Origin of the sequence: Streptomyces morookaense (assembly GCF_013030945.1) — a bacterium.
Classification (GTDB): domain Bacteria; phylum Actinomycetota; class Actinomycetes; order Streptomycetales; family Streptomycetaceae; genus Streptomyces; species Streptomyces morookaensis.
In genome coordinates, this window is record NZ_JABBXF010000045.1 from 1 (window position 1) to 13,815 (window position 13,815).

At 74.6% G+C, this 13,815-nt stretch carries 9 protein-coding genes and 1 pseudogene; 6 read left to right on the plus strand and 4 right to left on the minus strand.

What is annotated here, in order from left to right; all coding sequences use genetic code 11:
• Positions 1-42: 42 nt before the first annotated feature.
• Complete coding sequence (locus HG542_RS20220; protein WP_171083448.1) at positions 43-3,642, plus strand: hydantoinase B/oxoprolinase family protein; 3,600 nt, start codon at positions 43-45, stop codon at positions 3,640-3,642.
• On the opposite strand, the gene HG542_RS20225 is transcribed toward HG542_RS20220, so the two are convergent.
• The 4 genes from HG542_RS20225 to HG542_RS20240 are packed head-to-tail and all read right to left on the minus strand — an operon-like array spanning position 3,621 to position 6,566.
• Positions 3,621-4,523 carry a 5-oxoprolinase subunit C family protein gene (locus HG542_RS20225; protein ID WP_171083450.1) on the minus strand — a complete coding sequence of 301 codons (903 nt, stop codon included), beginning with the start codon at positions 4,521-4,523 and terminating at the stop codon, positions 3,621-3,623. The genes HG542_RS20220 and HG542_RS20225 overlap by 22 nt on opposite strands.
• Positions 4,520-5,140, minus strand: coding sequence for a 5-oxoprolinase subunit B family protein (locus HG542_RS20230; RefSeq protein WP_171083452.1), 621 nt, complete (start codon positions 5,138-5,140; stop codon positions 4,520-4,522). Before HG542_RS20230 ends, HG542_RS20225 begins: the two co-directional genes overlap by 4 nt.
• Entirely contained in the window at positions 5,137-5,925 is a 789-nt protein-coding gene (locus HG542_RS20235; protein ID WP_171083454.1) for a LamB/YcsF family protein, read from the minus strand. Before HG542_RS20235 ends, HG542_RS20230 begins: the two co-directional genes overlap by 4 nt.
• Positions 5,922-6,566, minus strand: coding sequence for a GntR family transcriptional regulator (locus HG542_RS20240; protein ID WP_171083456.1), 645 nt, complete (start codon positions 6,564-6,566; stop codon positions 5,922-5,924). Before HG542_RS20240 ends, HG542_RS20235 begins: the two co-directional genes overlap by 4 nt.
• Before the next feature lie 177 nt (positions 6,567-6,743).
• Between HG542_RS20240 and HG542_RS20245 the strand changes: the two genes are divergently transcribed.
• The 5 genes and pseudogenes from HG542_RS20245 to HG542_RS20265 all read left to right on the plus strand — a co-directional run.
• On the plus strand, positions 6,744-7,442 hold the full coding sequence (locus HG542_RS20245; RefSeq protein WP_171083458.1) for a DUF969 domain-containing protein: 699 nt from the start codon (positions 6,744-6,746) through the stop codon (positions 7,440-7,442).
• Complete coding sequence (locus HG542_RS20250) at positions 7,439-8,407, plus strand: DUF979 domain-containing protein (RefSeq protein WP_171083460.1); 969 nt, start codon at positions 7,439-7,441, stop codon at positions 8,405-8,407. Before HG542_RS20245 ends, HG542_RS20250 begins: the two co-directional genes overlap by 4 nt.
• Before the next feature lie 59 nt (positions 8,408-8,466).
• Positions 8,467-9,990, plus strand: a complete 1,524-nt coding sequence (locus HG542_RS20255) for a hypothetical protein (protein WP_171083462.1) — start codon at positions 8,467-8,469, stop codon at positions 9,988-9,990.
• Between the two features lie 273 nt (positions 9,991-10,263).
• On the plus strand, positions 10,264-11,151 hold the full coding sequence (locus HG542_RS20260; RefSeq protein ID WP_373313225.1) for a hypothetical protein: 888 nt from the start codon (positions 10,264-10,266) through the stop codon (positions 11,149-11,151).
• Between the two features lie 35 nt (positions 11,152-11,186).
• A pseudogene (locus HG542_RS20265) lies at positions 11,187-13,815 on the plus strand (hypothetical protein); the annotation flags it as partial.

Genomic DNA, 13,815 nt, shown 5'->3' on the forward strand with positions numbered 1-13,815 from the left:
TCACGGGGCGCCCCTCACGGGGCGCAGCCCCACAATGGCTGCATGGCAGAACGCTGGGAGTTCTGGATCGACCGCGGTGGCACCTTCACGGACGTGGTCGCCCGCCGCCCCGACGGCCGGCTCGTCACCCGCAAACTGCTCTCCCACGACCCCGCCCACCACCGTGACGCAGCCGTCGCCGGCATCCGGCAGACCCTGGGCCTGGGCCCGGACGACCCCGTCCCCGCCGACCGGATCGCGGTCGTCAAGATGGGCACCACCGTCGCCACCAACGCCCTGCTGGAACGCAAGGGCACCCCCACCGTGCTGGTCGTCACCGAGGGCTTCCGCGACGCGCTGCGCATCGCCTATCAGAACCGCCCGCGCCTGTTCGACCGCCGCATCGTGCTGCCCGAGGCGCTCTACGACCGGGTCGTGGAGATCCCCGAACGGGTCGGCGCACACGGCGAGATGGTCCGCCCGCTCGACCTGGACGCGGCCACCGACGCCCTGCGCGCGGCCCGCCGCGACGGCTTCGCGAGCGCCGCCGTCGTCCTGCTCCACGGCTACCGGTACCCCGCGCACGAGCAGCAGGTCGCCGCGGCGGCCCGCGCGGCCGGGTTCTCCCAGGTGAGCTGCTCGCACGAGGTCAGCCCGCTGATGAAGCTCGTGCCACGCGGCGACACCACCGTCGTCGACGCCTACCTCTCGCCGATCCTGCGCCGCTACGTCGACGACGTGGCCCGCGAACTGCCCGGCGTCCGGCTGATGTTCATGCAGTCGAACGGCGGGCTGCGCGAGGCGCGGCACTTCCGCGGCAAGGACGCCGTGCTGTCGGGCCCCGCGGGCGGCGTGGTCGGCATGGCCCGCACCTCCGGCGAGGCCGGGTACGAGCGGGTGATCGGCTTCGACATGGGCGGCACGTCGACCGATGTCGCGCATTACGCGGGCGAGTTCGAGCGGGCCTTCGGCACCGAGGTCGCCGGGGTGCGCATGCGCGCGCCGATGATGAACATCCACACCGTCGCGGCCGGCGGCGGATCGCTGCTGCATTTCGACGGGCGGCGCTACCGTGTCGGCCCGGACTCCGCCGGCGCCGACCCCGGCCCGGCCTGCTACCGGCGCGGCGGCCCGCTCACCCTCACCGACGCCAACGTGATGCTCGGCCGCATCCGGCCCGGCCGCTTCCCGGCCGTGTTCGGCCCGGGCGGCGACCAGCCCATCGACGCGGACGTGGTCCGTACGCACTTCGCGCAGCTCGCCCGGGAGATCACCGACGCGACCGGCGACCGGCGCGGCCCCGAGGAGGTCGCGGCGGGCTTCCTGGACATCGCCGTCCTCAACATGGCCAACGCCGTCAAGAAGATCTCCGTGCAGCGCGGCCGCGACATCACCCGCTACGCGCTCACCAGCTTCGGCGGCGCGGGCGGCCAGCACGCCTGCGCCGTCGCCGACGCGCTCGGCGTCGGCACCGTGATCGTGCCGCCCCTCGCGGGCGTGCTCTCCGCCTACGGCATCGGTGTCGCCGCCGCCACCGCCCTGCGCGAACAGGCCCTGGAGACAACCCTGGACGAGCAGGCGATGCCGCAGGTACACGAGGCCTGCGACCGGCTCGCGCAGCGCACCCGCGCCGAACTCCTCGCCGACGGCGTCCCGGAGGACACCGTCACCACCACCGCCCGCGTGCACCTGCGCTACGCGGGCACCGACTCCGCCCTGCCCGTGGCCCTGGACTCCGCCGCCGCGATGAGCGCGGAGTTCGCCCGCGCCCACCGCGCCCGCTACGCCTTCACCATGGACAAGCCGCTCGTCGTCGAGGCCGTCTCGGTCGAGGCGGCCGGCGCATCCGGCGGGGCCTCCGGCCATGTGGCCGCACCGCCGGAGGAGCAACCGGAGGAACAGGACGAGACCGTCCGGATGTTCACCGGCGGCGCCTGGCAGGAGACCCGCCTCCGGCGGCGCACCGCGCTGCGCCCCGGCGACACCCTCACCGGCCCCGCGATCGTCACGGAGGCCGACGCCACCACCGTCGTCGACCCCGGCTGGCAGGCCGCGGTGGGCGAGCAGGGCCACCTGCTGCTCACCCGCGTCCGCCCCCGGCCCCGAACGGCCGCCGTCGGCACGGACGTGGACCCCGTGATGCTGGAGGTCTTCAACAGCCTCTTCATGGCCATCGCCGAACAGATGGGCCTGCGCCTGGAGAACACCGCCCACTCCGTCAACATCAAGGAACGGCTGGACTTCTCCTGCGCACTCTTCGACGCCGGGGGCAACCTGATCGCCAACGCCCCGCACATCCCCGTGCACCTCGGCTCGATGGGGGAGTCCATCCAGGAGGTGCTGCGGCGCAACGGCGACAGGATGCGGCCGGGGGACGCGTACGCCGTCAACGACCCGTACCACGGCGGCACGCACCTGCCCGACATCACCGTCGTCACGCCCGTCTTCGACGAGCAAGGGGGAGAACTGCTCTTCCTGGTCGCCTCGCGCGGCCACCACGCCGAGATCGGCGGCATCACCCCCGGCTCCATGCCCGCCTTCAGCCGCACGATCCACGAAGAAGGCGTCCTCTTCGACAACTGGCTCCTCGTCCGCGACGGCCGGCTGCGCGAGCAGGAGACGCGCGACCTGCTCGCCTCGGGCCCGTACCCCTCGCGCGCCCCCGACGTCAACCTCGCCGACCTGCGCGCCCAGATCGCCGCCAACGAGAAGGGGATCCACGAACTGCGCCGCATGACCGAGGAGTTCGGGCAGGACGTCGTCCGGGCCTACATGGGCCACGTGCAGGACAACGCCGAGGAGTCCGTGCGCCGCATCGTCGCCGGGCTGCACGACGGATCCCACCGCTACGAGACCGACAGCGGCGCCGTCATCCGGGTGGCCGTCCGCGTGGACCGCGCCGCCCGCAGCGCCGTCATCGACTTCGCGGGCACCTCGCCCCAGCAGCCCGGGAACGCCAACGCCCCCAGCTCCGTGGTCAAGGCGGCCGTGCTGTACGTCTTCCGCACGCTGATCGCCGAGGACATCCCGCTCAACAGCGGCTGCCTCAAGCCTCTGGACATCCGCATCCCCGAAGGGTCCATGCTCGCGCCGGAATTCCCCGCGGCCACCGTCGCCGGCAACGTCGAGACCTCGCAGGCCGTCACGGGCGCCCTCTACGCGGCCCTCGGTGTCCAGGCCGAGGGTTCCGGCACCATGAACAACGTCACCTTCGGCAACGAACGCACCCAGTACTACGAGACGGTGGCGAGCGGCTCGGGCGCGGGGGACGGCTTCGACGGGGCGGACGCCGTGCAGACCCACATGACCAACTCGCGCCTGACCGACCCCGAGGTCCTCGAATGGCGTTACCCCGTGCGCGTGGAGAGCTTCGCGGTGCGCCGGGGCAGCGGCGGGGGCGGCCGGTGGACGGGCGGCTGCGGCGTGGTGCGCCGCATCCGCTTCCTGGAGCCCATGACGGCCGCCCTGCTCACCGGACACCGCCGCGTGCCCCCGTACGGCATGGCCGGCGGGGAGCCCGGAGCCCTCGGCGTCAACCTCGTCGAACGCGCCGACGGTTCCGTCGAGCGGCTGGCCGGCTGCGCCGTGGTGGAGGCCGCAGCCGGCGACGTCCTGGAGGTCCGCACGCCCGGAGGCGGCGGCTACGGCACCCCGCCCGCCTGAACCGCCGGGCGGAACCGCGGACTTCGCAGGACGAAGCGGACGGGCGTGCCGGGCACGGCCTGCGCCGCGGCGGCCAGGAAGGCCCCGGGCACGACGCCCACCACGGGATAGCCGCCCGTCGTCGGATGGTCGGCGAGGAAGACCACGGGGCGGCCGTCGGGCGGCACCTGGACCGCGCCCAGGACCATGCCCTCGCTGGGCAGTTCGCCGTCCTGCGCCCGCTCCAGCGACGGGCCCTCCGTGCGCAGGCCGATCCGGTTGCCCGCGGACGAGACCCGGAAGCCGCCGGCCGCCAGGGTCCGCAGCGCCCCGGCGGTGAACCAGTCGTCGCGCGGCCCGAGCACCACGGGCAGCACCAACTCCCGTACGGGCCCGGGGTGCGGCACCGCGTCCGCACCCGGCGGCGGGGCGTGCGGGGCGCCGAGCGGCAGCACGGCACCGTCGGCCAGCGGGGCGGGGCCCAGGCCGGAGAGCACGTCCGTCGAGCGGCTGTCCAGGACGGGCGGGACGGCCAGCCCCCCGGAGAAGGCCAGGTAGCTGCGTACGCCGTGGACGGCCGGGCCCGCCTCCAGCACGGCCCCGGCCGGGACGCGAACGGCCGCGCCCCACGCGACGGGACGCCCGTCCACGGTCACCGCGCACGGTGCGCCCGTCACCGCCGCCGTCACCGCGCGGCCGACGCGGACGGCACAGCCGGTCAGGGTCGTCTCCAGGGTCGCGGCTTCGCCGGGGTTGCCGACGAGGCGGTTCGCCAGCCGGTGGGCGGGCTGGTCGAGGGCGCCGGAGCGGGGCACCCCCAGGTGGGCGTGGCCGGTGCGGCCCAGGTCCTGCACGGTGGTCAGCGCTCCGGCGCGGACGACCGCGACCGTCCGTTCCGTCATGTGCGGCCCTCCGGTACGAAGCGGACCCGGGTGCCCGGGGAGAACAGCGCCGCCGGGGTGCGCGCCGCGTCCCACAGCGTGACGTCGGTGGTGCCGATGAGCTGCCACCCGCCGGGGGAGGAGCGCGGGTACACGCTCGTGTACCGCCCGGCGAGGGCCACCGAACCGGCGGGGACCTTGGTGCGGGGCGTGGCCCGGCGCGGCACGTGGTAGCGGTCGGGCAGCCCGCTGAGGTAGCCGAACCCCGGGGCGAACCCGCAGAAGGCCACCCGGAATTCGGTGTCCGCGTGGACGGCGGCGGCCTCGCGCGGCGTGACGCCCCACCGCTCGGCGACCTCGGCCAGGTCGGGGCCGTCGTAGCGGACCGGGACCTCGACGGCCCGCTGTGCGCCGCGGGTCAGCGGGGGTATGTCCCAGGAGGCCAGGTTCTCGGCGAACGCGCCGGGTTCGGCCAGGCCGTCGATCAGCACGGTGCGGTCGGCGGGCACGATCTCCTGCACGGCGGGCAGTTCGCCGGCCGCGGCTCTGCGCAGCAGCTCGGCGTGGAGCGCCTCGGCCTCCTCGGTGCTGCCGAGTTCGACCAGCAGCCCGTGGTCCCCGGCGGGCAGGGCCCTCATGCGAAGGCCTTCAGCCGGACGCCCGCGGCCTCCAGTTCGTCCCGCACCCGGCGGGCGAGGGCGGCGGCCCCGGGGGTGTCGCCGTGCACGCACAGCGAGCGGACGTGGACGGGGACCCGCTCGCCGCCGATCGCGGTCACCGCCCGGTCGCGGGCGAGGCCGAGCGAGCGCCGCACCACCGTGTCGGCGTCGGTGACCACGGCACCCGGTTCATGACGGGGGACGAGCGTGCCCGCCGCGGTGTACGCGCGGTCGGCGAACGCCTCGGCGACGACCGGCAGTCCGGCCTGCTGCGCCGCCTCGTGCAGCCGGGAGCCGGGCAGCCCGAGCACGGGCAGCGCCCCGCCCGCGAGCCGTATGCCCTCGACCACGGCCGCGGCCTGCTCGGCGTCGTGCACGCTGCGGTTGTAGAGCGCGCCGTGCGGTTTGACGTACGAGACCCGGGCGCCGGCGGCCCGTGCGAAGATCTCCAACGCGCCGATCTGGTAGGCGATCTCGTCGGCCAGCTCGCGCGGCGGCACGTCCATGGCCCGGCGCCCGAAGCCCGCCAGGTCGCGGTAGGAGACCTGGGCGCCGATGCCGACGCCGCGCTCGGCGGCCGTCTCGCACACCCGGCGCATGGTCGAGGGGTCGCCGCCGTGGAACCCGCAGGCCACGTTGGCGCTGGTGACCACGGACAGCAGGGCGTCGTCGTCGGTGAGCCGCCAGCGGCCGAAGCCCTCGCCGAGGTCGGCGTTGAGGTCGAGGACGACGGCCTCCGTCGCTTCTGCGGTCACGGATGTCATGCGTGGGCCTCCTTCATGGCGCCCAGGATCAGCTCCCGGGCGTCGTCCAGATAGGTGGTCAACTCGGCCTCGGCACGGGCGTGCTCGCCGCTCTCCAGCATCTTGGCGAGGGCGCGGTTGCGGGCCAGGAAGGGTTCGTGGAAGCGGCGCGGCGAGGGCATCTCGTGGAAGGCCAGCCGCAGTTCGGCCAGCAGGCGGTCCATGGCCGAGTCGATGCGCGGGCTCTGCGCCAGTGCGGCGAGCGCGCGGTGGAAGTGCAGGTCCGCCGAGCCGACCTGCTGCCACTCGCCCGCGGCGGCGGCCCGCTCGGCCTCGGTCACCGTGGCGGAGACGGCATCGTGCAGCGTCCGGGGGGCGTGTGCCGCGGCCCGCACGCCCGCGGTCTCCAGGGCGGCGCGCATCCGGTAGATGTCGGTGACGTCCGCGGGCTCCAACACCCTGACGAAGACACCGCGGTTGAGCAGGTGCACGACCAGGCTGTCGTGGATGAGCAGCCGGAAGGCCTCGCGGAGGGTGTTGCGCGAGACCTCGTGCTCTCTGCCGAGGGCCTCCTCCGACAGCCGGTGGCCGGGCGGCAGATCGCCGCTCTCGATACGGGCACGCAGTGCTGCGGCGACACGCTGTGCGGTGGACAGGGCCATGGCCTCTCCCACGGGTCTCGGCGGAGTGGCTGCTTCAGCTGTTCCTGACGCTCCAGCTGTCTCAGCCCGACGACGGTTTCAGCATTGCCTGTTGAGGATTGTTCAACAATATCCTAGCCTCCTCGCCAACCGCCTCACCTCGTCGAGTGAGGTCCGAGAATGCGGAAGGCAGGACGCATGCTCGTACTTCTGGGCGTCCTCGTGGTCGTGGCCGGATTCGCCACGAGGCGCAACCCCTTGCTGGTGGTGGGTGTTGCGGGCATCACCACCGGACTGCTCGGCGGACTGTCGCCCCGGGAGGTGCTCGCCGCCTTCGGCACCGGGTTCGCCTCCAGCCGCTCGGTGACGATCTTCGCCATCACCCTCCCCGTCATCGGCCTCCTGGAACGGCACGGACTCCAGGAACAGGCACGCCACTTGATAGCCCGGTTCGCCGGCCTTACCACCGGCCGCTTCCTCGCCCTCTACCTCCTCCTCCGCCAGCTCACCGCGGCCCTCGGGCTCAACAGCGTCTTCGGACAGGCCCAGACGGTACGCCCGCTCGCCGCGCCGATGGCCGAAGGCGCGGCCGAACGCAGCCACGGCCAACTCCCGGACGCCGTCCGGGAGAAGGTGCGCGCCTACACCGCGAGCGCCGACAACGTCGGGCTCTTCTTCGGCGAGGACGTCTTCCTCGCCGTCGGTTCGATCCTGCTCATCACCGGGTTCGTCAACACCACTTACCACACACACCTGGAACCGCTGGACCTCGCGCTGTGGGCCGTCCCGACCGCGCTGTGCGCCCTGTTCGTGCACGGCTGGCGGCTGCTGCGCCTGGACCGCACGCTGGAGCACGCGCGCGTGGCAGGGCCGGCCGCGAAGGGGGCGGACAAGTGATCAGGGCGGAGTGGTTCTTCTGGCTCGTCGGCGGCGTCTTCCTGGTCATGGCCGCCCAGATGCTCGCCGACCGCACCAACCCCAGGCGTCACGGCACGGCCGCCTTCTGGGGCCTGCTCGGCGCCGGGTTCGTCTACAGCACGTGGGTGACGGACAAGAAGGCCCCCGCCGAGCCGCTCGGCGCCGCCGTCCTCGTCATGGCCTGCCTCGCCGGCTTCGGCTTCACCGGCCGCGGCACGGCCCGTACGGCCACGCCCGCGCAGCGGGCCGCCGACGCGGCGCGCTTCGGCAACCGCCTCTTCGTGCCCGCACTCACCATCCCCGCCGTCGCCCTGGTCTGCGCCGTGGGCGTCAAACGGCTGCACGCGGGCGGCGAACCGGTGCTGGAGAAGGGCAGCGAGACGATCCTGGGCCTGGGCATCGGCGCCGTCGTCGCCCTCGCCGTCGCCATGGTGATGCTGCGCGAGAAGCGGATATCCGTCCCGCTGCACGCGGGCCGGTCGATCCTGGAGACGGCCGGCTGGGTCATGCTGCTGCCGCAGCTGCTCGCCACGCTCGGCGCCATCTTCTCCGTCGCCGGGGTCGGCGACCAGGTCCGCCGGATCACCACGGCGGTGCTGCCCGACGGCTCCGTCTTCCTGGCGGTCGTCGTCTACTGCGTGGGGATGTTCCTCTTCACGGTCGTCATGGGCAACGGCTTCGCAGCCTTCCCCGTGATGACCGCCGCGGTCGGCTGGCCGGTCCTCGTCCAGCAGGCCCACGGCAGCGCCCCCGGCGTCATGGCCGTCGGCATGCTGGCCGGCTTCTGCGGCACGCTCGTGACGCCGATGGCCGCCAACTACAACATGGTCCCGGCCGCGCTGCTGGAGCTCACGGACCGGTACGGGCCCATCAAGGCGCAACTGCCCACGGCGTTTATCCTGCTTGCTTGCAATATCGGCATCATGTCCGTCTTTGCCGTCTGACCGCTGATCCGACGGTGCCGTTTCGTCCGTTGTCAGGGTGACCGCCTACGCTGTGCGACGTGACTTCTCCAGCCCCGGCGGCCGTTCCGCCCCAGCTCAACGGGCCGTCGCGCCCTGCCCCGGGCCCGGCCGCCGACGAGGGCCTGGCCCGCAGGCTGCGCGCGCTCGCGTGCACGGCGCCGCTGCACGACCTCGACACCCGCAAGGCCAACCTCGCGGGCGAGTACGGCGTCTACGCCATGGCGGAGGTGGCGCTCGCCGCCATCGACCTCGTCACGCTCAACATGGACTTCGACACCGGCGCCGACCACGAGCAGATAGTGGCCCGCCTGCTGCCGCGCGTCGCGGCCCAGGCCCCCGGGCGCCCGCACGCCGAGCACGAGCGCGTGAGCCGGTGGGTCCTGGAGAACCTCATCAACGTCGGCAGCGTCGACCGCGGCTTCCGCGCCGTCTACGGCACCTTCGGCGCGGACGGCGTCTACGTCCGGCGGGACTACGACTTCAAGCTCATCGAGGAGGTCCCGGGCCCCGGCGGCACGGTCTTCCTGCGCACCACCGACGAGGCCGTCAACGTCCTCGTCGGCGCCCTCGACACGGACGTCACCAGCGCCCAGATCGCCGCCGAGGTGAAGCTGGAGGTCCTCATCAGCCGGGGCCGCCTCGCCGACGCCCAGCTCGCCGCCGAACAGGCGCGGTACCGCACCGTGCAGTACGCGGAGACCCTCCGCAAGACGCTCGACGCCACCCGGCGCAACGTCCGCGCCGTGGACTGGCTGAAGACCGTCCCCGACATGATCGCCGAAGCGCTCGAACACGTCGCCGACCGCTACCGGCACGAGAACGCGATCCTCACCAACATCCGCAAGGCGAGGGACGAAGCGGAGGAGCCCGAGCACAAGCGGCGTGCCGCCGAGCTCGTCGACATCGTCAAGGACTGCATCCGCCGGCACACCCAGCTGCAGTCCCGGCTGCTGGAGGCCGGGCCGCTGTTCCGCGCCGAACAGGACCGCCAGGCGTTCGCCACGCCCGCCGCGCGGGCCGGGCTCGACCTGTACGGCCAGCTCGTCGCGCCCGTCCTGCCGCTGCCGGTGGAACAGGCGACGCGCGTCACCGACGCCTTCTTCGCCCGCGGCACGGGCCTGCGCACCCCCGCCGCGGTGCGTCTCACCGACCTGGTGGACGTGCTCCTGACGCCGCCGCTGGAGCGCGAGCACCTCGGCGCGGAGATGCCCGAACCGGACCTGATCGCCACCCCCGACGACAGCCGCTTCAGCGAGGAGCAACTGGCCTCCGCCATGGAGCTCCTCGACCTCCCGCCCGACGCCCCCCGACGCCTCTCGGGCCTCCTGGCCGAGGCCCGCCGCCGCGACCCCGAACTCCCGTACCTGGTGGCCCTCCTGGCCGTCCACGCGGCGAGTCCCGCGGTCGGCACGGCGTACCGCCAGGGCGAACAGCAACTGCTGTTCGCCGTCGACGACGGCACGGTGCTGGACGACGAGGAATTCGGCGGCGCCGACCTCATCGTCGGCAAGGCACTGCTGGACGCGGCGGGCATGGCGGCGGACAGGAAGGACGCGGCATGAGCTCCCCCGGAACCTGCGCCGCCCGAGGGGCGGTTGCCCGGCGCAAATCCCCCGCCGCAACGGCGAACGGCCGCACCGAAGGGGTCCGGCGGTGCGGGACCGGCCGCAGGCCGGCCGCCCTCCGACGGGCAGTCGCCGCCATGCCCGGCCGACACCGAACCCCCGCCGCAACGGCGAACGACCACCACGAAGCAGTCCGGCGGTGCCGGACCCACCGCACCCCGTGCATCGCCCGCAGGAGCAGCAACCGTGACTGAGTACGACGACGTCGACATCCCGGCACAGCCGGACGCCGAGCCGGAGCGTGCGGGCACCGCGAACGTCACCCCCGCCGACGCCGCCGACGCCGCGCGGCTCATCGCGTACGGGCTGCAGCCCAAGCTGCAGCCCGCCCGCGACGCGGAGTACGCCGAACTCCTCCGGCGCCACCGCGAGGACCCCGCCTTCGCCCGTCTCTCCGACGCCGTGGCCGCAGGCCTCGGGCTCGTCGTGCTGGAGGTCTCCACCCGCGCCGGCATGGCCGTCACCGCCGCAGAGGACTCCGTCTTCGCCGTCCGCATGGGCGACTACGCCCGCCGCGCGACGGTCGACTCCGGCGACCGCTTCCTGCACGGCCTGGCCCATCTCGCCGTGGCCGCCATGGCCTTCCCCCGCCCCGAGGACCTCGCGGACGACGGCTACATCGGCCGCGTCAGCGTCAACGGCGTGGACGCGTTCGTCCGCCAGGCCTGCCGCCGCCTGGAGGAGCGGGCCGCCGAGCAGGGGGAGAACACCGACCCCAGCACCGACGCCCCCGGCCTGGAGGCCGCCTGGCGGGTCTACGCGCGGCGCAGCGCGACCGGTGCCACCAAGGACGCCCGCCGCCTGGCCGGTTCGACCACCGGCATCATCGCCAAGGCGGTCACCTTCCTCGTCGACTCCGGCTTCCTCCAGCGCACCGGCGACGACGCCGGCGGCACCTACCGCACCACCGCCCGCTACCAGCTCCAGGTGCGCGACATAGCGGGCAGCGCGGCCATGGCCGAACTGCTGGAGCTGGGCATCGTGCCCGTCGCCGACGGCAGTGCCACGCTCCTGCCGCCGGACGAGGCCGACGCCCTCGATCTGGTCGCCGACGCCGGCCTGCCTTTCTTTGAAAACCAGCACAGCCACTCCGCCTGATCCAACGTCCCCGCATCCAACGAGAGTCCGCCGCCATGTACGAGCTGTCCCGGGTCCGCCTCTACTCCATCGGGCCCGCCGGTGCGCGCTACGCCGACACCGTGCTGGACCTGCGCGGGGTCGGGGCTCCGGTGCCGAACCCCGCTCCCGCGCAGGCGGAGTTCTTCGAGGAGGAGCCCGTCGGCCCGCCGCGCCGCCCGGCGCCCGCGGGCGTGCTCTTCCTGGAGAACGGCGGCGGCAAGTCCGTCCTGCTCAAGCTGATCTTCTCGGTCATGCTGCCGGGCCACCGCAACACCCTGGGCGGCGCCAGCTCCGGCGTGCTGCGCAAGTTCCTGCTCGCCGACGACTGCGGCCACGTCGCCCTGGAGTGGCAGCACGTCCTCACCGGCGAGAGCATCGTCGTCGGCAAGGTCAGCGAGTGGCGCGGCCGCCAGGTCTCCAACGACCCGCGCAAGTTCGCCGAGGCCTGGTACTCGTTCCGCCCGGGCCCCGGCCTCGGCCTCGACTCGCTGCCGGTCGCCGAGTCCACCGCCATGCGCCCGCACGCCGACGGCGCCTCGGGCGCCCGCGGCCGCCGCCGCACGATGAAGGGCTTCCGCGACGCCCTCACCGAGGCCGGCAAGGCCTACCCGCACCTGGACGTGGTGTGGGAGGAGATCCACGAGCGCTGGAACGAGCACCTGGGCGAGCTCGGCCTGGACCCCGAACTCTTCCGCTACCAGCGGGAGATGAACGCGGACGAGGGCGAGGCCGCCGGCCTCTTCGCCGTCAAGAACGACTCGGACTTCACCGACCTGCTGCTGCGCGCCGTCACCGACACCCGCGACACCGACGGCCTCGCCGACCTCGTGCACGGCTTCGCGCACAAGCTCGGCCGCCGCGCCGAACTGACCGCCGAGCGGGACTTCACGGCCGGTTCGCTGGACCTGCTCTCGCGCATCGCCGAGGCCGGCGCCCGGCGCGACGAGGCGCGCGGCGTGCACGCCGGTGCCGAGCGCCGCACCCGCTCCCTCGCCCGCCGCCTCTCCGCGCGCGGCGCCCAGGAGCGCGGCCGCGCCGCCGAGCTGGCCGAGCAGGTCGCCGCCGCCGGGCATGCCGTCACCGACGCCGAGGCGGAGCGCGGCCGCAGCGCCCTGATCGCGTCCGAACTCGCCTACCGGCACGCCTCGTTGGCCCTCGCCGCGGCCGAGAAGGCCGCCGCCGCCCAGCGCCGGGAACTCAACGACGCCCGCACCCTGCACTCCGCCTGGCAGGCCGCCGAAACGGTGCTGCGCCACCGCGCCGCCGCCGACCGCTCGGCCCGGGTGGCCGCCGCCATCCACGAGGCGGAGAAGGACGCCGCCCCCGCCCTGGCCGCCCGCTCCCGCGCCGCCGCCGACCTCGTGCGCGCCCTCAACGCCGCAGCCGAGCAGGGCGAGGCGCTCGCCAACGAGCAGGAGGAACGGTCCGCCGCCCTCCAGCAGGCCGGCGAGGCCGCCCACCGGGACGCCACCGCCGCCGCCACCGACGCCCAGCGCGCCCGCAGCGAGGCCGGCCATCTGCGCCAGCGCCTCGCCGAGGTCGAGCAGGAGACGGAGGAGGCGGTGCGCGCCGGCTGGATCGACGCCTCGGGCCCCGACGCCGACCCCGCCCGCGCCGCGCTCGCCGCGAGCGACGCCGAGAAGCCGGCCGTCGCCGCGTACGAGGCCGCACGCGAAGCGGCACGCGAGGCCACCGCGCACGCGAAGGAGGCGGCGGCCGCCGAGAGCCGCGCCGAACTGGCCGCGGCCCGCGCCGCGGACGCCGCCACGGCGGCCGTCTCCGCGTACGAGGCGGAGCGCCGCGCGGCGGAGTCCCTCGGCGCCGAGCAGCGTCTGACCGAGCTGCTGGGCCTGTCCGAGTCCATGGCCTCCGGCCAGGTTCCGGGACAGCGCGGGGGCGGCGCCGACACGGACGCCGCCCACCGTGCGGGCAGTGGCACCGGCCCGTCGACGGCTCGCGAGGCGGGCTCGGATGCGGACGGCCGACCCGGCGCCCGCACCGGCACGGCCCTCGGCGCAGCCCCCGCCGCGGGCCCCCTCACCGCCGAGGAGCTGGACCGCAACGCCGACGCCGTCCACGCCCTCCTCGAGGAGAACGTCGCCTCCGCCGAGCGGCAGCTGTTCGACCTGCGCACGGCCGCCGCCGACGACTCCCGGATCCTCGGCGCGCTCGGCGACGGCGGCCTGCTGCCGCCCGGCCCGGACGTGCTGGCCACCGTCGAGTACCTCGGCGAACACGGCATCCCCGCGCTGCCCGGCTGGCGCTACCTCGCCCAGGCCGTCGACCCGGCGGACCACGCCGCCGTGCTGGCCGCCCGCCCCGAGCTCGTCGACGGTGTGGTCATCACCGACGCCGACTCGCACGCCCGCGCCCGCGAAGTCCTCGCCGAGGCCTCGCTGTTGCCCCGCTCCACGGTGGCCGTCGGCACGGCCGCCGCCCTGCTGGCCCCCGCCCCGGAGCCGTCCGCGCAGGAGGCGGGCGTCTTTCTGGTGCCGCCGAACCCGGCCATGCACGACGAGCGCGCGGCGGACGAGGAGCGGCACGCGCTGCGCGCCCGCGCCGCCGCCCGCGACGAGGAGATCCGCACCGTGGCGGCCCGGCTGGCCGGCGACCGCACGCTCGCCGCGCGCCTCGCCTCGTGGC